Source organism: Algoriphagus sp. 10J20-15 (assembly GCF_055809615.1).
This window is the reverse complement of the sequence record NZ_JBVVUG010000019.1, coordinates 61,037-82,824: the sequence shown is the minus strand read 5'-3', so window position 1 is coordinate 82,824 and position 21,788 is coordinate 61,037. Positions and strand designations below refer to the sequence as shown.

The following is a 21,788-nucleotide window of genomic DNA, read 5'->3' as shown; positions in this document are numbered from 1 at the left end:
GAATTGAATGTGCTAATATAAAGGATTTGAGCAAACAGAAACCGACTTCTCGATGTTCCTTTTATCATTATCTTTGACAAGTAGCTTCAGAAAAACACCCAAAATAATGAACCTCAGTCCAGTAGTGATCGCGATCCCGATGTATTTCATCTTGATGGCAATAGAAATGATTGCGCTTAGATTTCAAAAACATCCCGGATATAGACTCAATGATGCCGTGACAAATATCAATTGTGGAGTAATCTCACAAGTCACTGGCGTATTCATCAAAATCCTTTCAATCGGGATTTATACCTTGATTTATCAGCATCTCGCCTTTTTTCAAATCCCCAATAACATCTGGACATTTCTCCTACTCTTCTTCCTTTATGACTTTTGCTATTATTGGGCCCACAGGATGAGCCATGAAATCAATCTTTTCTGGGGAGGACATGTGGTACATCATTCCAGTGAAGAGTACAATCTCTCCGTTGCACTTCGTCAAAGTAGCACACAAACGATATGGACTTTCTTCTTTTACTTTCCACTGGCTCTCTTAGGTTTTGATCCGGTGATGTTGGTTTTGGCGTCTGGAATTAATCTATTGTACCAATTCTGGATTCACACTGAAGCAATTGATAGAATGGGGTTCTTGGAAAAATTCATGAATACGCCTTCCCACCACCGGGTCCATCATGGAAGAAACCCAAAGTACATTGATAAAAATCATGCGGGTACATTCATCATATTCGATAAATGGTTTGGCACTTTTCAAGAAGAAGAAGAAAAGCCTACCTATGGCATCACTACTCCGGTAAAAAGCTGGAACCCTGTTTGGGTAAATGTAGCTCATTATTCCACTATGAAGGATGAGCTGAAAATGATTCCCTACTGGTCAGATCGAGTGAAATATCTTTTCAATAAACCAGGTTGGTTGCCCGATTACTTAGGTGGCTACCGAGCCCCGAAAGAGGTGGAATCAGATTATCAAAAATTTGACACCGTTGTCCCGCCCTCATTTAACTGGTATGTTTTAACTCAATATATCTTCGTGTTGTTACTGACAGGTTTCTTTCTCTTCAAAGTCGAATCATTCACTTGGATGCCGAAAGTATTGGTAAGTGCTATCATCATTTGGACGACGGTAAGCTTTTCGGGAGTTTTTGAAAAGAGAGGCTGGTATTTGCCTCAAGAGCTGATAAGAATTTTAGCTTTTGTGGGAGTTGTCTTTTTCCTAATTCAATCTCTCCTACCTTTGCCGATTCTAATTGTAGTTCTAAGTACATACACGCTGACTTCCTTCTTTTGGCTCTGGAAAAATCAACAGCTAAAATCTCAAATCCCTTCTATTTCCTTATAGACATGAATAAATCTCTTTTACTTTTCTCTGCCCTTATTCTTTCCGCATCTCTTTCTTGCAGCTCCAAAAGAGATACAGGAAGCATGAATATGGAAAACTGGAAAGCTGACCATTACGGATGTAAGGGATTAAGAATGCAGGATTTAGAAGAGCTAGAGCGACTCAAAAACACATTTCTAGGAGTTGACAATCAAGCTTTGATCAAGACATTTGGACGCCCTGACCGAGTGGAATTGGTGGACAAAAGCCAAACTTTTTTCTTCTACTTCCTTGAGCCAAGCAATGCCTGTGAAGGGGTAGAAATAGAAAAAGAACCCCTAAGAGTTCTTTTTCGCTTGAATGCTATAAGTAAAGTTTCGGAAGTTACTATTACAACCCTGAACCCATAAAACAAAGCGCAGCGGCTCCCAAAGTTCCTGCATTGTTTTCCAAAGTGGCTTTTTTCAGGACCAAATCCTTACCGTAATATTGCGTTAAATATTGCTTGATCGTTCGGTCAAGTGTAGGCATCATAAACTCCAGACCTGCTGAAATCCCACCACCGAAGAAAACATCCGTAACATCTAAAATCCTGATTGCGGATACTATGGCTTCTCCAAGTATTCGAGCTACTTCTTCAAAAACCATTATAGAGACTGGGTTTCCGGCCTTTGCAGTATCCACGAGAAGGTGAGTGCCTAGCTCTGCTCCCACCAATACGCCTGCTTTTTCAGGGTAAGCATCGATCAGACGAGCCATAATATTCAATATCCCTTGTCTACCTATAAGAGTTTCAAGTCTTGCTGCTCCTTTTGATAGCATATGGCCCATTTCCATGGCGTTGCCTCTTGATCCTTTGAACACTTGTCCATCTAGAACCAAGGCACTTCCTATCCCTGTTCCCATAGTGATAAAAAGGAAATTTTGAGGAGGATCATCTTTGCCAAAATAAAACTCTCCGATAGCCGCAGCAGCAGCGTCGTTCTCTAAAGCAAAAGAATGTTTCGGGTATTTTGATTCCAAATTCCCCTTCAAGTCAAAACCATTTAAACTTGGGATTGCTGGAATTTCCAAAGGAGTAGTTCTGTCTTTCGAGATCATTCCAGGCAAGCCAATTCCTACTTCCTTAACTTGCGGATACTTTTCGATATACTTGCCCAAACCTGCAATAAATGCAGGCCCAAAACCTTCAGGATGGTCACGATATGAAGTGGTATCTTCCTTTACAAAGTCTAAAATATTGCCTTCTCTGTCAACAAGGCCAATTTTCAAGTGAGTTCCCCCCACGTCCACTCCAAGGAAATGCGCTTCCTGATTTTGCATAGTATTGTTAATAGGTTTACGGTTTCAAAAAAGCAAAAAGAAAAGTATTACTTCCTATAATCCTTCCCAATCTGCTGGAAAATTTTGAAAACTGCAGGACAAACGAGGGTATTTTTAAGTGAAAGCTCCAAAATACCATGCATTTTTTTACGATCGGTATGTGGATATTCTCTGCAAGCCTTTGGACGATCCTCATAGACCAGGGATTTATTATCTGCTCCCAAAAAAGTACAAGGAGAAGAATTAAGCACAAAATCTCCTTCTTCATCTCGATGTAAATATGCATCGATGAATGCACTGCTTCTCATTCTAAAAACCTTAGCCAATCGATCTATATCAGTATTCAGAAAAATTGGACTCGTAGTTTTACAACAGTTTGCACAGTCCAAACAATCTATTTCTCGAAAGGCTTCCTTATGCAGTTCTTCGAATTTTTCATCCAAAACCTTGGGCTTTACTTTTTTGAGCCTAGCCTTCAATTTTTGATTAGAAGAATATTCTGATTTACTCTCTTTATTGAAATTTTTAAGGTCTATTTCCAAAATCCATAAAAGTTAATTAATGAAAATATTCATTTAGAGAAAATAAATTCTTTTATAAAAGATAGATTTTCAGTACCTTATACAGGCAACAAACTCTAAAAGCCATGAGAACTCATCCTTCAGAATTATACTTCTATCATAGCCCAGCACAACCTGTAGACAAACAAACCCTCGCATATGCGAAGTCTATAGCTCAATTTGTCAATTCCATTGATATCAGCAAGGAAAAACTAACAGCTACACAATGGAATAGCCTCTTGATCAAATTAAACTTAAGAGCTAAAGACTTGCTAAACCGTGCCCATCCAGACTACCAACGATTCATTGCTGGTAAAAACTGGGATGAAGAAAAGCTGGCTGAACATCCTGATCAAATCTCCCAATCTGATCAAAGCTCCCATCGCTACTTTGCGTAATAGGGCGATTATGTGTAGTACACCAACTGATATTTTAAAGCTTAATTCGATGCATTTAGTCTAATACCATCCGGTTCTATTTGAATCATTCTGGCTTTATATAACTGTCCTATGCATTGTTTGAAATGCTTTTTGCTCATGCCTAAGTGTTGCTGAATTTCTTCAGGAGCAGACTTATCATGCAAGGGCATAAAACCTTTAGCTTCTAATATTGCTAGTATTTTTTCTAACCCTTCATCATATTTTATCCGACCAGGAGGCAATAGCTGCAAATCCAGTTTTCCGTCCTCGCGATTTTTTTTGATGAAAACCTTCCTTTTTTCGCCAAGCTCCAGAGGCTGGAAAACTTCATTTTTAAAAAGTAAGCCTTCGTACTCATTATCGATTAGGACTTTGAATCCCAGATCAGTTTCTTCGAAAATTACTCCTTCGAGCTCCTTTCCTTCTTCCCAATCCATTGGAGCCAAGCGCAGAAAATCTCTATACTTATTGACTCCAATTAATCTATTGGTCTTAAAGTCCACACAAACTTTAACTAAGTATTTCTGGCCAACTTCCATATTTCTACCCATTTCTGATTTGGGAACAAATAGATCTTTTGGCAATCCCCAGTCAACAAAAGCTCCAAAAGAGGTGACTTCTTTGGCCTCCAAAACAGCAAACTCGTCCAGAAGTGCAAGAGGTTTTTGCGTCACCGCAACTGGCCGATCCTCGCTATCTGTATATACAAACACTTCGATTTCGTCTCCTTCTTTTTCTTCGCCTTTGAGGTATCCTTTTGGGAGTAAAAGTTCTTCGCCAGAGCTCAAGGCTAAGTAAGCCCCAAAATCCGTGAATCTATTGATGGGTAATTTTGAAATTAAACCTAGTTCTTTCATGTGGCAAAGGTAGCTAATAATCGCAGTTTGAAACTGAACTTTTGTGACAAACAAAGTCGAAGATCGAAAGTTAAAAAATTGGATTTGCTACAAGTCGGGAGTAGCTTTGAGGTCTTCAACTGATAAAAACCGGTGGATCTAAACCCAAATTCTAACTTTAATTTTTAATCATTTATTATGAAAAACATCTCAGTCATTGGTTCTGGTACTATGGGAAACGGCATAGCACACGTATTTGCGCAGCATGGCTATGACGTAAGCCTTATTGATATCAAGCAGGAATTCTTAGATAAAGCGTTAACAACTATCACCAAAAATTTAGATAGACAAGTGGGTAAAGGTTTGGTTAGTGAAGAAGACAAAATCGCAGCTTTAGGTAGAATTCAAACTTTCACAGCTTTAGATCAAGGAGTGAAATCTGCCGATTTGGTAGTGGAAGCTGCTACCGAAAATATGGAGATTAAACTGGATCTTTTTCGCCAAATCGACCAATACAGTCCTGATTCAGCTATTCTAGCTAGCAATACTTCTTCTATTTCTATTACAAAAATAGCCGCTGCTACAAAACGTCCTGAGCAAGTGATAGGGATGCATTTCATGAATCCTGTACCAGTAATGAAGCTCGTAGAAGTTATTCGAGGGTACGCAACTTCAGATGAGGTCACTGCAAAGATCATGACTTTGTCCGGTAAACTTTCCAAAGATCCTGTGGAAGTTAATGACTATCCAGGCTTTGTCGCCAATAGAATACTGATGCCAATGATTAATGAGGCGATCTATTCTTTGTTTGAAGGTGTGGCAGGCGTAAGTGAAATTGACACTGTAATGAAACTTGGGATGGCTCACCCTATGGGTCCGTTGCAATTGGCAGATTTTATCGGTTTGGACGTCTGCCTTTCTATTCTTAGAGTCCTTCATGAAGGTTTTGGCAACCCAAAATACGCTCCTTGTCCCCTATTGGTAAATATGGTTCAGGCAGGCTATAAAGGGGTGAAATCCGGAGAGGGTTTTTATAAATACACGGCTGGAAGCAAAGATTCAATCGTGTCTCCTCGCTTTTCAAAATAAGAACTCATGCACATCGCAGTATCTGGAAATATAGGCAGCGGAAAAACTACGCTCACCGAAAAATTGGCCAAACACTATGGCTGGAAAGCTGAATTTGAAGCTGTAGACAACAACCCTTATCTTCCTGATTTCTATGAGGATATGAAAAGATGGGCTTTTCATCTACAGGTCTATTTTCTCAATTCCCGCTTCAATCAAATTAAGAAGATCCAAGAAAGTGACACCCCTACTATACAGGATAGAACAATCTATGAAGACTCATACATTTTCGCGACTAATCTATATAAAAGTCAGCTTTTGACAGAGCGGGATTATGAAAACTATCAAAGCTTGTTTTCGAGTATGATTTCTCATGTGAAAGCTCCAGATCTTTTAATCTATCTAAAAGCGGATATCCCCAAATTGGTAGGTCAAATAGAAAAAAGAGGGAGATCCTATGAGACTACAATGCGAATAGATTACCTGAAAAATCTTAATACGCACTACGAAGAATGGATTGCAAATTATACTGAGGGTAAGCTTCTGATAATTGACGTCAATAACCTTGACTTTGTCGAGAATCCTGGAGATTTCTCATTCGTAGTGGAAAAAGTAGAACGGGAAATTTTCGGATTGTTTTCCTAATTTGATTTCATTTCAAGAAAAAAAGAGTCCCGCATGTTCGGGACTCTTTTTTGTTTAGGACTGATATTTCCGATTAAACCAATTCAAAAGCATAACACGTTGTTCTTCTTTTGGGTTAATAAGTAATTGGTCCAAGCGCTTCAAAGATCCTCCGGTCATCAGGGTTTCGAAAGGTGTAATTCTAAAAAGTTTGTACCCATGAATCCTAGTCTGCAAGTCAAATTGAGCATCATTATACGCTGTAAGCTTCCATCCTATTGCCCCATTTCCTGAGAAATCTCCTGGCTCACTAGGCTCGCCGAAACAATACTTTGCAACGGGAGGACCATTCCATATTCTTTGTTGCATTCCTACCTTCAGGCATTCCTTCTCATAAGTTCGGCAAAGTCTTTTTTGCGTTTCCATGAACGGAAAGTTTAACTCAGCATATAGATCCGACCTAAAAGTTACTTGTCGGTACCTGTTAAAATGCAATTCTTCATCATAAACGAAAAGGTTTCTGCCAATTTTAAAATCAAACTTTAGCTTTTGCAACAAAGGAATTTCACCTATGCCAGCAAGGTCAGAATAGATCTCTGAAAGCCAGTTTCTACCCTTTGTGTCTAAATATTTTGGTTCTAATTCCAATTCAAAATCCCGCTCAAAATCTACCTCTCCCTCACGTAAAATAAGGTCGAGTTGGCGAGTCATTAAGTTATCCATTGGGTTGGTTTTATAAAACAGGATTGCGCTGTTAGTCTATGCAATTGAAAGCAAAGGGGGAAATTATCTACTTTTCATCCTTGTCAAGGTCGTCACCTATGCGTTGTTCCAGGTTTCCTTTTGACCCTGGGAATGTAGTTCTCTGGGAAATATCATATCCGATCCAAAACATGATTAACATGAAAATCACAAACAGGACCAAAAAGATCTTTTTATTCCGCTGCATTTGCATTAATATTTAATTCTATGACACGCAAAATTAACCAATCATAAGAATTCTCAGACCATTGTTCATGAAATGTTGAATGAACCTGCCATAAAATTATACTTTTTCAAAATTGTGTTTAATTTTATGAAGACAGGACCAAACGTACTTTTTACTTCCAATACCCTTTTTCATCCGATCATGTATCAATCAATAAGCGAGCAATCAATTTATCAGTACTTTGGCGAAGATGAGCCAGAGATGATTAAAGAGATGATTGAGATAATTCTAGAAACCAACATCAAAGATTTAAGTGAATTAGATAAATTTCACAACCAGAATGATTTCCCAACAATTAAAAAACGATGCCACAAAGCTAAACCTAGCATGAGCTACATAGGAGCTCAAAAAACTCGTAAATTATTGGAAGAAATGGAGAACAATCCTAATGATTTCCTAGTACTCAATAATGACCTACAGACTCAACTATCTACTATAGAAAAGGAACTTAAACTGTTTCTGGAGGATCTAAACTAAATCACAGAATAAAAACCCTAATGAAAATTCAGCGAAAACTACTGTCTTTGGCTTTGCTTTGCATTGTCTTTTTGCAAGCTCATGCGCAGTCAACTTTAAGCGTAGATTACATCATGCGAGATCCTAAGTGGATGGGAACTTTCCCTTCTTCTGCATCTTGGAGTGATGATTCTCAGACGATTTACTTCAGATACAATCAAGCAAATGATCCTGCCGATTCCCTGTACAAACTTACATTAGCCAATAAAGCAGCAATATCAAAAGTGAGCTGGACTGAAATGAGAGCCAATGAGCGAAATGGAGAAGAATTCAATGCAGACAAATCGCTCCGAATATTTCAGGAAGGCAAAAAACTGATGCTTGAGACGATGGCTACTGGCGTGTCAACATTACTATTAGAGTGGCCTGAAAACTTTTCTAATGCTAAGTTCATGGCTAATGAAAACGAAATCTCATTCGCATCTAAGAACAATCTTTATGTGTTCAACAGATCCTCCAAAACTGTTAAAAAAGTCACCAACATTTCTACCGAATCTAAGCCAAAAGAAAAATCTAAATCAGCGGAGGAAAAAGTGGCTTGGCTTGAATCTGAAAACCTGGAACTACTGAGTGTGGTGAAAGAACGTAAAGAAAAGGATAAAATGCGTCGCGAATATCGTGATGCTTTTCGCGATTCAGAAGAAGAAGAATTCACTTACTATACAGAAGGTAAAAGCCCTGTGAACCTTCAATTGTCACCTGACGGCAATTACGCCACCTTTTCCATATATACTTCTTCAAGTAATAAGAACACCATAGTTCCTGATTATGTGGATGCATCAGGCTACACCACTGATCTTAATACGCGATCTAAAGTAGGAACAACCCCTACAAAAATGGAAGTTGGGATTTATGATTTGACTCGTGATACAGTTTATTTTATCAGTACGTCGGACCTTCCTGGAATCAAAGATTTGCCGGATTATGTGACAGATTATCCAGATAAAACCTGGAAGGAAGAAGAAAGAGAGGTATCCTTATCGAGTCCATATTTTTCTCCTGATGGAAAAAATGCAATTGTCAATATTGGATCGGCAGACAACAAAGATCGTTGGATCGCTGCAGTTGATCTCCACACAGGAAAATTGAATACACTTGATAGACAACGCGATGAAGCTTGGATTGCAGGTCCTGGGATTGGAAGATCCTTCTATGGTGGCACGCTAGGGTGGCTCCCAGACAATAAGCACATATACTTCCAGTCAGAAGAAAGTGGATATTCACATCTCTATGTGCTAGACATAACTACTGGAGATAAGAAAGCTTTAACTTCAGGGTCTTATGAGGTTTTTGACCCCTTTCTTTCTAAGGATAAAAAGTCTTGGTACCTGACTACTTCTGAGGTAGATCCGGGAGAGCGTCATTTTTATAAAATGCCTTTGATGGGGGGAAAAATGCAAAAACTCACTTCCATGACTGGAAATAATGACGTAACTCTTTCTCCTGATGAAAAAAAGCTTGCCATAATCTACTCCTACAGTAATAAGCCCGCAGAGCTTTATCTTCAAGACAATAAAGTAGGAGCAAAAGCCGAGCAACTGACTTCAGGTCAAAGCGATGAATTCAAAGCATACAACTGGAGAGATCCCGAAATCGTACGATTCCAAGCAGAAGATGGTGCCCAAGTTCCGGCTAGATTGTATACTCCTGACCCTGCCAAAAGCAATGGAGCAGCAGTAGTTTTTGTCCACGGTGCAGGCTATTTGCAAAACGTCCACAAATGGTGGAGTAGCTACTTTAGAGAGTATATGTTCCACAACTTACTCACTGATCTAGGTTATACAGTTTTGGATATTGATTACCGTGGATCTGCTGGTTACGGCCGTGATTGGAGAACAGGAATTTATCGTCACATGGGTGGAAAAGATCTATCTGATCAAGTTGACGGGGTAAGATACCTAGTTGCTAATCATGGAGTAGACCCAGAGCGAGTTGGCTTATATGGAGGTAGCTATGGTGGATTTATTACCTTGATGGCACTATTCAATGCTTCTGAAACTTTCAAATCAGGTGCTGCCCTGCGCTCGGTAACTGACTGGGCACATTACAATCACGGCTATACCGCCAACATTCTGAATACTCCAGAAGAAGATCCGATTGCCTACCGTCGTTCCTCTCCTATTTACTTTGCGGAAGGCTTGAAAGGAAATCTACTTATGGCTCACGGAATGGTGGATGTCAATGTTCACTTCCAAGACGTGGTTCGCCTTTCTCAGCGTTTTATTGAGTTAGGAAAAGATAATTGGGAAATGGCAATCTATCCAGTGGAAGATCACGGGTTCGTAGAGCCCAGTAGCTGGACAGACGAATACAAGCGTATTCTGAAGTTGTTTAATAGCACCTTATTGGAAGAGTAAAAATTCAATTTTTAGAAAAAATAGTGGCTGGTCTATCGATCAGCCATTTTTTTTCCTTGTACAGATCAATTCTGAAGATAAATTAATCTGATTAATTGGACTAGTAGTATTGCAATAATAGTTTAATACTATTTTATTAGCAGAACTAAAAAAATATCTATTACTACAAGTCCTACTTTCTTAAATTCATGCGAAAAATTCTCTCAATTCTAGTTGTCACGTTAACATTGCTTTCCTGTACAAGTGAAGAAAATCCTGTTATACCACCCACCGAACAGTTTTCAATTTATGTGGCGAAAGAATATAAAGCAGACAGTCAAACCATATATGCTGTCTTACACAATGATGATGGAAGTGTCCTTGATTTTAAAGAAGTAGTCAATGATGATACCTTAAAGTTTACTTTGCCTGAATCCGCAACCTATCATCTAACAATCCATAAGGGTCAAATAAATAAAGGAATTAAAACTAGTAATTTAATAACCTATATGGACATCCCAACGGGTCAAACTATTTCACTTGGGTTACCAACTGAATCCACACTAATTTCTGCAGAACCAGATGAATCTTTTGAAGTAAATGTGAAACATAGTGGATCAATAAAAATCATTAACATTTGCAATGCAATTGGTAATAAATCAAATTTTAGTTCCGTTACGAACAATGTCGCACAAGCAAAAATGCAGAGTAACAAAGGATTGGATGAGCATCTTATCTCAATTGTGGATAAGGAAGGAAAGTCTTTCTATAAGACCTTCATTCTCGATAAGGAGAAAAACAACTACTCATTCGATATAGACGAGTTTAAAAACTATGATTTTGAAGTTCAAATCGAAAATCAAGAGTTAAGAATTGTGAATTTTCTGATTCAAGGAATGGTTTATAGAGACAATGAACTAAAAAGAGCATTTTCCACATCTGTATTTATTTCAGAATATTCTGGAATTGATTCAGAAAGGTATACATTAGGCTATTTAAATCGATATCCACTATTTGAGACAAATATTTTCGCTAAGGTAAAAAATAATGAAAATCAGTCCTTATCTATTGCCTCTAGATATTCAGCTCCCCCATTACTCGATTTAGCTACCCCACAACCACTTCAGGTCCAATCTAAGAAAATTTCGAATTTCAGTTTAATTCTACCTGCCTCCTTCGAAAGATGGAATGCTAGCTGGCTGTACCAAGAAAATAATGACATACCAATAGCATGGAGTATACATGGTAATACTACCGAAATACCTGAATTTAAAATGCCCACAGAACTTGTAGCGGAAAACGATCAACTACAGATGATTTCAGAATTGAAACTTTCGTATACAAAAATGATCAAAGGTAAGTTTAGCTATAAGGAATGGTTATTAAATGAGTTTGTTGAACGGAATGATCCATTAGAATTTCAGGAAGTCACATGGACTGAATTATATTAAGCGAATAAAAAATTGTTGTTAATCAATCGTTGAGAAGCCATAAAAAAAGAGTCCCGGACACCCGGGACTCTTTTTGGTAAATACGGACGAAAGATTTTTCGCCTGTACTTTAATTAACTCATCAACAATTCAATAATCTGGGCGGGTGCTTGCACACCTTCAACTTTGTCATCCTCAATCTGTTTTCTCAATTCATATTCCAGTTCGAAGATCAATCCGGATACAAAAACCTTGTCCATTCTCAAATCGCTTTCAAACGAAGCGTATTTTCTTTTTCCTGTCAGGTCGATTCCATATTGATGGAAGACCTTGGAGATTTTGCGTAAATCAGTATAATTTTTCATGTGCTTAAATTTTTTCAAAGGCCACCTAGCCTGTCCCGAGTTTAATTCAGGGGAATCTCACCTAGCATGCTCATCTCGATAAATTTCGAAAAAAGCATACTCGATTTCAGTGGGTATATAGTTTAAACCCTTGCTAATCTTGCCGACTAGCAAGGGTAATTAATTCAATTTTTGCTTAAACGTATGCGGCAGCTTCTGACTCAAACTCTTCCACATTAGTATCTTCGAGCTCGATGTGCTTTTTCTCTCCTTTACCGATTTTCACCATAAATCTGTCAAACAAGTAATAGATTACCGGCACCACGACCAAAGTCAGGAACATGGAAGAAAGCAAACCTCCGATGATTACCCATGCCAAGCTGTTTTTCCATTCAGCACCTGCACCAGTTGCCAAAGCAATCGGCATCATACCTATCACCATCGCAATCGTAGTCATCAAAATCGGTCGGAATCGGATCTTCACAGCTTTTTCTAATGCTGCTTTCACCTCTACTCCTTCTTCTTTCAGCTGATTAGTGAAATCGACCAAAAGGATCGCATTCTTCGCTACCAGCCCCATCAGCATGATCAGACCCATGATGGAGAAGATACTTAGCGTTCCTTTCGTAAGTGCCAGAGCAAGCAAGGAACCGATCAATGCCATAGGAAGTGAGAACATCACTACTAGTGGATAGATATATGAATCGTACAATGCAACCATGATCAAATAGATCAAGATGATGGATGCCAATAGCGCGACTCCCAAGGATCCGAAACCTTCACTTTGGTTTTTCATGTCACCGTCATAGTTGATCTGAACTTGTTGTGGAAGTGTCATGGCATCTATCGCTGCAGTCAATTCAGCACCGACTGTACCCGAAGGCACACCTGCTACCTGAGAAGTGATTTTCACGGAAGAAACCCGGTCTCTTCGCTCCAACTTAGTTGGACCTTCTGACTGATTCACTTTTGCAAACTGCTCTAGCTTCACCAGTTTTCCGCTTCTATTCAAGAACGTAAGGTTCTGAACATCCGAGATTGATTTTCTGTCAAACTCATTCAGTTTCACCAAAATGTCATATTCGTAATCACCGTCCGTGAATTTGGAATCATCATTTCCATTGAAAGCCACCTGAAGTGCTCCACCCACCATATCCATGGAAAGACCAAGCTCATTCATTTTGTAGCGATCTACTTCTACTCTAATCTCTGGATTACCATCTTCAAGAGAACTCTCGATTTTACGGGTTCCTTTAAGACCAGCAAGAATCGCTTCTATTTTCTCAGAAACTACTCGAATGGAATCCTTATCCGGTCCAGATACAATCACTTGAATCGGTGCATCATTCGCAGTACCCATGATGGAAATCGGAACACCTGTGTACTCTGCTCCTGTGATATTTTCCTCCAAGTAATTCTCTAGTGTTCGTGCATAATCAGGACCTGTCATCGATCTGTGTTCCGGATCCACCAATTTCACCAATATCTCAGAAGTAAAAGGAGAAGACTGAGAACCTGTAAACTGACCAGAAGCTACACCAACAGTCGTAAATACCTCGGTCACTTCCGGTAGGGTTCTTAAGTAATCTTCCACCTCACGAGTCTTAAAGTTGGTTTGCTCCAAGGTTGCATCTTTTGGAAGCTCCAGTCTCAGTAGGAATTCCCCTCTATCACCTTCAGAAACGAATTCCGAACCAATAAAGCCTTTGATCACCAAGAAGAAAGAAGAAATAAAGAGGACGAAAGTGATTGCGAGCAAAGCGACTTTATGCGCAAATCCCCATCTTAAAATTCCAACTAACCAATCCACAAATGAATCCAATCCAGACTCGAACCCATAGACGATTTTTCCAAAGAAGGAATTCTTGTCCAAATGCTCCAGCTTCGAGAATCTTGAGGTGAGTAGCGGAATTAACGTAAATGCAACAAGCAAGGAAATCAAAGTAGCTGTCGCAACTGTAATACTGAATTGAGCCAAAATACCTCCAATCAAACCTCCGGTCATTGCCAATGGCACGAATACCACGATAATCACCAAGGTGATAGAAACTACTGTTGCCCCAATTTCACGAATACCATCGTAGGAAGCCTGAGCGATAGTTTTACCCATTTCCAGGTGACGGTAGATATTTTCTATCACCACAATGGCATCATCCACTAGGATACCAACCACTAGTGAAAGTGCCAGCAATGACATGAGGTTTAGGGTAAATCCTGCCAAGAACATGACCGTGAATGTCGCCACAATGGAAGCCGGCACAGCTACCATCACGATAACTGCATTACGGATACTGTGTAAGAACAACAGCATGATCAAAGCCACCAGTACAACTGCAATAATCAAATCAGTAATTACATGATTGGCTGCTTCCAGAGTAAACTCAGAAGTATTTTGGGAGATCTGGAAAGAAACACCTTCAGCAGTATAGGTCTGCTCCAAGATTTGGAGTTCTTGCACTAATACTTCAGAAACTTCCACTGCATTGGCATCGGATTGCTTTTGAACAGTCAAACCAATAGCCGATTTACCGTTAAGTCTGGTAAGAATATCTTCGTCTTTGTAAGAATCGGCTACTTCCGCCACTTCTTTCAGCTGAATCGGTGATTCATCTGATCGATAAGCGATCACCAGATTTTCAATGTCCTGAATGTTCTGGAATTTTCCAGCAAGGCGGATCAACACCTGACCTTCGTTGTCTTTCAATCGTCCGGTAGGAAAATCAAGATTACTGGAATTGATAGTCTGAGCTACAGTAATCGGCGAAATACCATATGCATCCAGCTTGTTTCTATCCAAGTTTACTTTGATCTCACGTTCAGTACCGCCCAGCATATTCACTTGGGCCACACCTTTGATCTGTGCCAAAGAAGGCTGGATTTTATTTTTCACCAAATCATAAAACTCAGAAGGCTTCAAATCTGAATAAATAGCCAATTGCATAATTGGCAAATCATCCAGATCAAACTTGCCCAAGCTCGGCGGATCAGCGTCTTCAGGTAGATCACCCAAGATCGCGTTGATCTTGCGCTGTGCATCCTGCATGGAATAATCGACGTCTTCTCCAGCTTCCAACTCTATCGTGATAATAGAAATACTCTCCTGAGAAATGGAATTCATGGATTTGATACCTTCCAATGAAGCCACCGCATCCTCGATTTTCTTCGTTACAGAAGTTTCCACTTCAGATGGTGCAGCACCGGGATAGATGGTAGAAATGGTCACCACATTGGTTTCCATTTTTGGCAAAAGCTCGTAGGACAATTGCGTGTAGGAAAAAATCCCCAGCAAAGTCAGTACGGTAAACAGTACGACCACCATGGTCGACCGTTGTATTGATATTTTAGTGATTTGCATAGTTTACTGAACTTTCACTTTAGTACCTTCTTTCACATTAATCAAACCTGAAGCAATCACTTCGTCTCCAGCTTTCAAACCATCCAAAATCTCTACAGTTCCGTCATCCAATGGGTTGATTTTCACAGGGCGATATACGGCAACACCGTCTTTGATCAAGTAAACTCCTGGATCTTTTAAGCTTCCAGAAATTGATTTTCTATCGATTTTCAACACTTTCTCTTCTTGGGAAAATTTGAATTGAGCCGTTCCAAACATACCTCGCTTGATTTCATCCTGGTTTTTGCTGTTCATGATCAACTCCACTTGGTATTTGAAAGAGGCATCAGCTTTGTCAGAAATGAAGTGAACCTTGCCAGTGAAATCCTGATTGGCCATTGCGTTGACACGCACTGCGATCTCATCACCTTTATTTACTTTGGAAATTTCAGTTTCAGTGACGTTCACGGAAAGTTTCAATGGATTTTTGTTGATAATGTCTACCAAAGGCATTCCTGGGCTCACCAATGTTCCCATTTCGTAGTAATCTTCATTGATAAAACCTGCGATGGGACCAGTCCACCTGCGTGTCGTCCAATCTCTTTTTCAAAGCTGAAAGTTGGGCATCGGCTATTTTGAAAGCGTTTTCATTTTCTTCCAATTGCTTTTTAGTGATCGCATCCGTAGCTGCTAGATTTTCAAAACGCTTCAAATCTTTCTCAGCTTGATCTCGCCTTAGTTTAGCAATGGTGTAATCAGAACGTATCAATCGATCATCGATTTGTACAATCAAATCGCCTTTACGCACGTAATCCCCTTTTCTTCTTTGGATCTTCACGATCGCACCAGAAGTCTCAGCCATCAATTTCAATTCCTGCGATGGTTCGAAAATCCCGTTCGCTTCAAAATTTCTATTGACGGTCTTCTCCTCCACTTTTTCCACAGTCACTGAGATATACTCACTTGACTTCATGGCAAGGGTGGCCGCTTCGTTCATTTCTTGCTTGTTGTTGTAAAGCGTGAAGGCTACCGCTCCTACACCTACCAGGAGAAGTACTATGATTATTAATTTTTTCATCGTTTCGTTGGTATGAGTTTTCTATTAGAGTAAAAGGTTTTTGATTTTTCCAGATGAGTTCAGAATCTCTAATTGAGCGATTCGAACCTGTATGATTTGATTGTTGTAATTGGCTTGCGCTTCACGCTGAGTAGTCTCCGCATCCAGCAAATCAGTCAATGGGCTTAGCCCTTCCTTGTATAGCAAAGTGGTCTCGCTAAGTACATCATTTGCCAAATCCAGGTTACTATCCAGAGATTCCAGTGTACTTAAGGAATTGTAGTATTTGTTCAGTGCATTTTTGTATTCCAAATCTGCAGCATCTTCAGCCTGAAGACGATCGAGGCTTAACTGCTGGGCAGCAACCTTTGACTGGGCGGCTTTGTATTTAGTCTGCATTCCGTCAAAAATCGGAATCTGAAGTTTCACACCAATCAAAAATCCTTGGTACCAAACTTTGTTTTGACTTAGGAAATCGAAACTGTCAGAGAAGGCATTCTTATTGAAATCTGCAAAACCAACCAATTGTGGCTGATGAGCCGCTTTGATATTTTTGTATTCGTATTCGTACAATTTCTCCTGTACTCCCAACACCTGGATATCTTTTCTATCAAAAATGTTAAAATCATTGATTTGAAAATCCTTTACTTTCTGGTTCATGTCCGCAACTGAGTGATCCAAAGTGATCTCCGTATCAACAGGAATTCCCATCAATAACTTCAAGTAACCTTCCTGTTGGTAGATAGCGATATCAAGATTTTCCTGCTCACTTTTGATGGAAGTAAGGTTTACCTTCACACGATTGAGATCCACTTTTCTAGCCAAATCATTCTCATATTGAGATTGAAGGATTTTCTCCAAGCTTTCCAACTGATCTATATTTGCCCGTAAATTTTCTTTCTGAAGCTCCAATTGAATCACTCCCAAGTAATTCATTGAGATCTCATGAATTACGTCTTCTTCAGACTTCTCAGCCAAAATTCGGTAAAACTCTTCTCCAGTTTTCGCGGCTTTCAAACCAATCAAATAGGAATTGCTGAAGATCAACTGGTTCAATTCAAAACCAGCCTTTAAGGACTGAGGAACGCCAAGAGAAATTACCTGAATGTCATTTGGGTCTCCACCAAAAATCCCGCCTGGCACTGCCTGAGGAAATACGTCCAAGAAATTATTGTACTGACCGTAGGCAGAGAACTGCGGAAGACCTGCTCCTCGGATCTCATTTCGCTGATACTTAGCTTTCTCCTCATCCAGAATCGCCTTTTTCAGCGTTCTGTTGTTTTCCAAACCGATCTCAATACTCTCTTTCAAAGTGAGGGTATCCGGGAGGTTAAATTCTTGCACCATCTCTTGCCCCATTGCCATTGCAGGAGCAATCAAGAAAAATGCATACGTTAAATACTTCTTTAACATGTCGCTGAATAATAGTTAGTTATAAAATATATAGTTGGTTCTGTTTTTTATGAACTTACTGTTCAAATTTTTTTAAGCCTGTTGTCTTTTGAAGCGCTCAAACAAAGCTGGAATCTCCTTTTTGAAGAAGCCTAAAAAATTAGAAAAGTCTTTCATATTGCAGTTGAATTCTGGATTCTTATCCGTTCTAATTTCTAGTACTTCATCTATGAATTTCTGGATCTCAGAAATGTTTTCTAAATCTTTTTGGAAGTCCTCTCTCCAATCGCTCACCTTCAGAGCAAAATATCTTTTACGATCACCTGGACGTGTAGAATAAACACATCTTCCTTTAGCCTGAAGGAAAGTAAGCGCATTACTCACCGCACTTTTACTTACGCTGAGCTGCTCCACGATTTCGTCAAATGAAACCTCACCTTCTTCATGAACCAATAGAAGACCAATAATTCTACCTACCAATGGCTGCATTCCTTTATGCTCGTGAAATACACCAATTCGTTCGATTAATTCTTTATGTCTTTCAGTTAATACCATCTTCTTTCTATTTGGGTTATGGGCTAGTAACGGGACAAAGGTAAACAAAGTTCAGTTAGTTCTGCAAATACAGAACAAAGTTTTATGAAATATTTTTGACAATGACTTTCTGCCCGGTTTTGAGAAGATCAACCTAAGTGATCTTTATTTACGGGTTGTTTCAGTAAGTCGTCTCCGAAAATTCTTTTCCGGTGATTCTCTCCCCATACGTGAAGTGCAGCTATTACATCTTTGAGCGTCTCACCGTACTTGGTCATGGTGTATTCTACTGTCACAGGAAAAGTATCATACACCGACCGTTTCACAAGCTGGTTCAATTCCAGATCACGAAGCTCTTTCGAAAGCATTCGGTCTGTTATCCCTGGGACTTGCTTAGAAATTTCCGAAAATCGCTTGTATCCATGCAGTAACGCTACGATAATTGGCAGCTTCCATTTTCCATTCAATACATCCAGCGCATCCTGAACTGGGCGGATAATCCCTGTGCATTGCGTATGATTTGACTTATCTAACTTTTCCATAACATCCTTTTAAATAGAATTAGGCTATACTATACCGAAGTATAGTACTATATCTTAGTATAGCACTTACAAATGTATAGCTAATTACCATAGGTTTGCAAAAAATATTTCAATCTTATGACGAACAAAATAATTTATTGGACATCCACCTCACTGGTTTCATTGATGATGCTTTTCAGCGCTTATGCTTATTTCACAGATCCAAATGTATCGGCTGGATTTACCGCAATGGGATTTAAGGACTTCTTCCGAATAGAATTGGGAGTTGCAAAAGCACTAGGCGCACTTGTATTACTGCTTCCTTTTTCCCCAAAACTCGTAAAAGAATGGGCTTATGCAGGATTTGGTATCACTTTCATCTCAGCGTTCATTGCTCATTCAGCAAATGGAGATCCCGTTTCCGCTATGATTATGCCTTTGGTAGCCCTTGCGTTATTGGCAGTTTCGAGAGTATTCTTAGCAAAAATCAGCTAATAAAAATATCTTGTCATGAAAAGCATCCTAGGAGAAGTCCACGGATGCTTTTTTAATTTAAAAATTGGAAGGCACCAGAACTTTAAACGGGTTGAATACATTTATTAAACCACAATCCTTAAAAACTATGCCGCTGATCTACGTCAAAAATATGGTTTGCCCTAGGTGCATTGCTTCGGTTAGTAAGACCTTGGATACCTTGGGCCTCTCTTATTCCTCTGTTGATTTAGGGAAAATCAGGTTAGATTCATCTCCCAATAATCAACAAAAAATAGCTTTGGCTGAGTCACTGCAGGCAGATGGTTTTGAATTACTTGAGGATGGCAAGTCCTCTTTGATTTCCCAGATCAAAAGCATTTTGATTGAGCAGATACAGCATTCTACAAATGATTTGTCTCAAAACTATTCCAGCTTTATTTCAGAAAAGTTAAATCATGAATACACATATCTGAGTAAACTCTTTTCCCAAGTGGAAGGCATCACTATTGAGAAGTACATTACTAAAGTGAAGATTGAGCGGGTAAAGGAATTAATGTTTTACAATGAAAAAAGTCTTTCAGAAATCGCCGATCTTCTCAATTATAGTAGCGTAGCCTACCTTTCTTCCCAGTTTAAAAAAGAGACTGGAATGACACCCACAGATTTTAAAAATCAAGTTAATAGTATTCGTAAAAGTCTAGACAAAATATAAACTCATTTCAATTCAGATTTTTCCGTTCTGAAATGAAACAAAACCACCAATTTCTTTAAGCTTTTCGATCCCTAATTGGTAATTACTTGCAGATAGTCCTGTAGCGTTTATCTTTGAGCCTGAAAGAAAAATCAACGGCAAATTTAACATTTCGATTTTTTCTATTAAACCTCGTATTATCAATTAATCCCTCAAATTCACATGATTTTGAACAACATGTTTGCTTGCTTACAGCTGCTCTGGCGATTCAGATCGGTTCTCTGCAAGCACAGCAAAATCCTGTCAAGCTTGATCTAAGTTCCTTCGAAGGTAACAAAGGCAGCTGGACAGAAGTAGGAAAAGTCTGGGCAAATCCAGGTATTCCTAATGAACTACAATCTACCAGCGGGTCTGGCATTATGGCAAATCTTCCTACCAAGAAAAACCATGGAGCAGACATCACAACTACTGAGAAATACGGAGACGTAGATCTTTCTTTAGAGTACATGGTCGCTCCAGGTTCTAATTCAGGAGTGTACCTTCAAGGTAATTATGAAATCCAAATCTTGGATAGCTGGGCCAATACCAACACCAAACCTGGTGATAATGGTGGAATCTATCAGCGCTGGGACGAGAGCAAGCCTGACGGCCAAAAAGGTTACCAAGGTTATGCTCCCCGCCAAAACGTAAGCAAAGCCCCTGGGGTGTGGCAAAAACTGGAAGTTTCTTTCCAAGCTGCCAAATTCGATGCTTCCGGAAAGAAAACTGAAAATGCACGTTTCCTTTCTGTGAAATTAAATGGTGTAACTATCCACGAAAACCTGGAAGCTCTTCCGCCCTACCCGCGGGTCAATGACTGGGGAAGATGTAGCTTTAGGACCTCTAAGAATCCAAGGAGATCATGGAGCTGTAGCTTTCAGAAACATTGAAATCACTCCGTTCGATGCCAAGACTCCTACCGTCTCTGGGGTAAGCTATGAAACTTCCCAGGGTTCTTTTAATAACCCTGGAAGAGCTAGCCGGAAAAACTGCTGTAGCAAAAGGTAGTGTAGCATCCCTGGATGAAGTACCTGCCTCTGTCTCTGATGTCAATCTGACAAAATATTCAGCAAACCTAAATGTAGCTGAAGCTGGTGAATACCAAATCACGATGCAAGTTCCTGGTGGACTTGCTGGTTTTGCTGTAGGAAATGAAAGCATTTCTAACCTTTCCGATAGAGGAGTGAGAGTTAGAAAGCAATTACAAGCAGGAGCTAATCCTATTCAAATTATCGCTTCCAAAAATAGAAATTGGTCTGTTGATGGATTCAACTTGGCAATTTCTGGACCTGGACTTAGAAAGTACAGACCTGCTGGTTTCCGTAGCTGGAGCAAATCAAGCTACCGATCCTATTTTGGTAGATGCTGATGAAACTCCTGTTTTGCGCAGCTTCCGGGATGTACCTAATACTCCGAGATTGAGTCATGTGGTATCTGTAGCCAGCAAAGCTCAAGTGAATTATGCCTACGACTTAGAAACAGGCACGCTCATCCAAGTTTGGAGGGGTGAATTTCTGGATGCAACTCCTATGTGGAATAGTCGAGGCAATGGGGTTTCTGTACCACTTGGTGCCGTGATCAACTTAGCCGCTCCTGCAATTAATGCCGTAAGCAGTGATTACTCAGCACTTGAGGAGTTCAGAACTAAAGGTTACCAGTTGATCAATGGTTCCGAAGATGTAGTATTCTCTTACCTTCTTTCTGGCCAATCTGTGAAAGATGAGATCAAAGTATTAGAATCAGGAAAAGGAATCAGCAGAACTGTTTCCGGTATTGGCAACGGTTTTTACAAAATAGCAGCTGGAACTGAGATTCAAAAAATCAACAAAGGCTATTATCTATTGCCTGAAACTGGTGTTTATCTAGAATATGATGAGTCTTCTTATGGACCTCCAGTGACTCATACTACTGAGGGAAATGCCGGAATTTACTTGCCTGCAAGGGGAAATATCGTTTATAATCTTCTCTTTTAATCCAGCGCGAA

The 21,788-nt window shown here is 39.6% G+C and carries 25 protein-coding genes; 13 read left to right on the top strand and 12 right to left on the bottom strand.

Features of this window, described 5'->3' with window-relative positions:
- Positions 1 to 106: 106 nt before the first annotated feature.
- Positions 107 to 1,339, top strand: coding sequence for a sterol desaturase family protein (locus AC0L6R_RS08335; protein WP_283411028.1), 1,233 nt, complete (start codon positions 107 to 109; stop codon positions 1,337 to 1,339).
- Positions 1,340 to 1,341: 2 nt separating this feature from the next.
- Positions 1,342 to 1,728, top strand: a complete 387-nt coding sequence (locus tag AC0L6R_RS08330; protein ID WP_283411029.1) for a hypothetical protein — start codon at positions 1,342 to 1,344, stop codon at positions 1,726 to 1,728.
- On the opposite strand, the gene AC0L6R_RS08325 is transcribed toward AC0L6R_RS08330, so the two are convergent.
- Both AC0L6R_RS08325 and AC0L6R_RS08320 read right to left on the bottom strand, forming a co-directional pair.
- Positions 1,709 to 2,641 carry an ROK family protein gene (locus AC0L6R_RS08325; protein WP_339865534.1) on the bottom strand — a complete coding sequence of 311 codons (933 nt, stop codon included), beginning with the start codon at positions 2,639 to 2,641 and terminating at the stop codon, positions 1,709 to 1,711. The two genes, AC0L6R_RS08330 and AC0L6R_RS08325, sit on opposite strands and share 20 nt — an antisense overlap.
- Before the next feature lie 47 nt (positions 2,642 to 2,688).
- Positions 2,689 to 3,183 carry a YkgJ family cysteine cluster protein gene (locus AC0L6R_RS08320; RefSeq protein WP_473270763.1) on the bottom strand — a complete coding sequence of 165 codons (495 nt, stop codon included), beginning with the start codon at positions 3,181 to 3,183 and terminating at the stop codon, positions 2,689 to 2,691.
- A 104-nt stretch (positions 3,184 to 3,287) separates the two neighbouring features.
- On the opposite strand from AC0L6R_RS08320, the gene AC0L6R_RS08315 reads away from it, so the two are divergent.
- Positions 3,288 to 3,599, top strand: a complete 312-nt coding sequence (locus tag AC0L6R_RS08315; protein ID WP_473270761.1) for an arsenate reductase family protein — start codon at positions 3,288 to 3,290, stop codon at positions 3,597 to 3,599.
- Positions 3,600 to 3,640: 41 nt separating this feature from the next.
- Here the strand turns inward: AC0L6R_RS08315 and AC0L6R_RS08310 are convergent, their stop codons facing one another.
- Positions 3,641 to 4,477 carry a CvfB family protein gene (locus tag AC0L6R_RS08310; protein WP_473270758.1) on the bottom strand — a complete coding sequence of 279 codons (837 nt, stop codon included), beginning with the start codon at positions 4,475 to 4,477 and terminating at the stop codon, positions 3,641 to 3,643.
- A gap of 177 nt (positions 4,478 to 4,654) precedes the next feature.
- On the opposite strand from AC0L6R_RS08310, the gene AC0L6R_RS08305 reads away from it, so the two are divergent.
- Both AC0L6R_RS08305 and AC0L6R_RS08300 read left to right on the top strand, forming a co-directional pair.
- Positions 4,655 to 5,545 (top strand): 3-hydroxybutyryl-CoA dehydrogenase, encoded by an 891-nt coding sequence (locus AC0L6R_RS08305; protein WP_283411033.1) that lies wholly within the window; start codon positions 4,655 to 4,657, stop codon positions 5,543 to 5,545.
- A 6-nt stretch (positions 5,546 to 5,551) separates the two neighbouring features.
- Entirely contained in the window at positions 5,552 to 6,169 is a 618-nt protein-coding gene (locus AC0L6R_RS08300) for a deoxynucleoside kinase (RefSeq protein ID WP_473270756.1), read from the top strand.
- 54 nt (positions 6,170 to 6,223) lie between these two features.
- Here AC0L6R_RS08300 and AC0L6R_RS08295 read toward each other — a convergent pair whose 3' ends face one another.
- Together AC0L6R_RS08295 and AC0L6R_RS08290 are read right to left on the bottom strand one after the other, a co-directional pair.
- Positions 6,224 to 6,859 carry a DUF7255 family protein gene (locus AC0L6R_RS08295; RefSeq protein ID WP_473270755.1) on the bottom strand — a complete coding sequence of 212 codons (636 nt, stop codon included), beginning with the start codon at positions 6,857 to 6,859 and terminating at the stop codon, positions 6,224 to 6,226.
- Between the two features lie 79 nt (positions 6,860 to 6,938).
- Positions 6,939 to 7,097, bottom strand: coding sequence for a hypothetical protein (locus AC0L6R_RS08290; RefSeq protein WP_339865541.1), 159 nt, complete (start codon positions 7,095 to 7,097; stop codon positions 6,939 to 6,941).
- A 126-nt stretch (positions 7,098 to 7,223) separates the two neighbouring features.
- Here AC0L6R_RS08290 and AC0L6R_RS08285 point away from each other — a divergent pair, with 126 nt between their 5' ends.
- From AC0L6R_RS08285 to AC0L6R_RS08275, 3 genes are all read left to right on the top strand, one after another.
- On the top strand, positions 7,224 to 7,613 hold the full coding sequence (locus AC0L6R_RS08285; RefSeq protein WP_283411036.1) for an Hpt domain-containing protein: 390 nt from the start codon (positions 7,224 to 7,226) through the stop codon (positions 7,611 to 7,613).
- Between the two features lie 20 nt (positions 7,614 to 7,633).
- Positions 7,634 to 10,009, top strand: coding sequence for a S9 family peptidase (locus tag AC0L6R_RS08280; RefSeq protein ID WP_473270752.1), 2,376 nt, complete (start codon positions 7,634 to 7,636; stop codon positions 10,007 to 10,009).
- 188 nt (positions 10,010 to 10,197) lie between these two features.
- Positions 10,198 to 11,439, top strand: coding sequence for a hypothetical protein (locus AC0L6R_RS08275; protein ID WP_473270751.1), 1,242 nt, complete (start codon positions 10,198 to 10,200; stop codon positions 11,437 to 11,439).
- A 113-nt stretch (positions 11,440 to 11,552) separates the two neighbouring features.
- Here AC0L6R_RS08275 and AC0L6R_RS08270 read toward each other — a convergent pair whose 3' ends face one another.
- The 7 genes from AC0L6R_RS08270 to AC0L6R_RS08240 all read right to left on the bottom strand — a co-directional run bounded on the left by AC0L6R_RS08270 (position 11,553) and on the right by AC0L6R_RS08240 (position 18,621).
- Positions 11,553 to 11,783 carry an acyl carrier protein gene (locus AC0L6R_RS08270; RefSeq protein WP_283411039.1) on the bottom strand — a complete coding sequence of 77 codons (231 nt, stop codon included), beginning with the start codon at positions 11,781 to 11,783 and terminating at the stop codon, positions 11,553 to 11,555.
- A 175-nt stretch (positions 11,784 to 11,958) separates the two neighbouring features.
- Positions 11,959 to 15,117 carry an efflux RND transporter permease subunit gene (locus AC0L6R_RS08265; RefSeq protein ID WP_339865544.1) on the bottom strand — a complete coding sequence of 1,053 codons (3,159 nt, stop codon included), beginning with the start codon at positions 15,115 to 15,117 and terminating at the stop codon, positions 11,959 to 11,961.
- A 3-nt stretch (positions 15,118 to 15,120) separates the two neighbouring features.
- Complete coding sequence (locus AC0L6R_RS08260) at positions 15,121 to 15,633, bottom strand: efflux RND transporter periplasmic adaptor subunit (protein WP_473270750.1); 513 nt, start codon at positions 15,631 to 15,633, stop codon at positions 15,121 to 15,123.
- 13 nt (positions 15,634 to 15,646) lie between these two features.
- Entirely contained in the window at positions 15,647 to 16,174 is a 528-nt protein-coding gene (locus tag AC0L6R_RS08255; RefSeq protein WP_473270749.1) for an efflux RND transporter periplasmic adaptor subunit, read from the bottom strand.
- 24 nt (positions 16,175 to 16,198) lie between these two features.
- Entirely contained in the window at positions 16,199 to 17,566 is a 1,368-nt protein-coding gene (locus AC0L6R_RS08250) for a TolC family protein (protein WP_283411042.1), read from the bottom strand.
- Between the two features lie 72 nt (positions 17,567 to 17,638).
- On the bottom strand, positions 17,639 to 18,100 hold the full coding sequence (locus tag AC0L6R_RS08245) for a GbsR/MarR family transcriptional regulator (protein ID WP_283411043.1): 462 nt from the start codon (positions 18,098 to 18,100) through the stop codon (positions 17,639 to 17,641).
- 128 nt (positions 18,101 to 18,228) lie between these two features.
- Positions 18,229 to 18,621, bottom strand: coding sequence for a winged helix-turn-helix transcriptional regulator (locus AC0L6R_RS08240; RefSeq protein WP_283411044.1), 393 nt, complete (start codon positions 18,619 to 18,621; stop codon positions 18,229 to 18,231).
- Positions 18,622 to 18,738: 117 nt separating this feature from the next.
- Between AC0L6R_RS08240 and AC0L6R_RS08235 the strand changes: the two genes are divergently transcribed.
- The 5 genes from AC0L6R_RS08235 (at position 18,739) to AC0L6R_RS08215 (ending at position 21,777) form a co-directional block, all read left to right on the top strand.
- The gene (locus tag AC0L6R_RS08235) at positions 18,739 to 19,095 is read left to right on the top strand and encodes a DoxX family protein (protein ID WP_473270747.1); all 357 of its coding nucleotides are present in this window, start codon (positions 18,739 to 18,741) and stop codon (positions 19,093 to 19,095) included.
- A gap of 127 nt (positions 19,096 to 19,222) precedes the next feature.
- Positions 19,223 to 19,786 carry a helix-turn-helix domain-containing protein gene (locus AC0L6R_RS08230; protein ID WP_473270745.1) on the top strand — a complete coding sequence of 188 codons (564 nt, stop codon included), beginning with the start codon at positions 19,223 to 19,225 and terminating at the stop codon, positions 19,784 to 19,786.
- 224 nt (positions 19,787 to 20,010) lie between these two features.
- Entirely contained in the window at positions 20,011 to 20,694 is a 684-nt protein-coding gene (locus tag AC0L6R_RS08225; RefSeq protein ID WP_473270744.1) for a 3-keto-disaccharide hydrolase, read from the top strand.
- Between the two features lie 47 nt (positions 20,695 to 20,741).
- Positions 20,742 to 21,173: a hypothetical protein gene (locus AC0L6R_RS08220; RefSeq protein WP_473270743.1), complete on the top strand. Its 432-nt coding sequence runs from the start codon at positions 20,742 to 20,744 to the stop codon at positions 21,171 to 21,173.
- Complete coding sequence (locus AC0L6R_RS08215) at positions 21,067 to 21,777, top strand: hypothetical protein (protein ID WP_473270742.1); 711 nt, start codon at positions 21,067 to 21,069, stop codon at positions 21,775 to 21,777. The genes AC0L6R_RS08220 and AC0L6R_RS08215 overlap by 107 nt, the downstream gene beginning before the upstream one ends.
- The last annotated feature ends 11 nt before the right edge of the window (positions 21,778 to 21,788 follow it).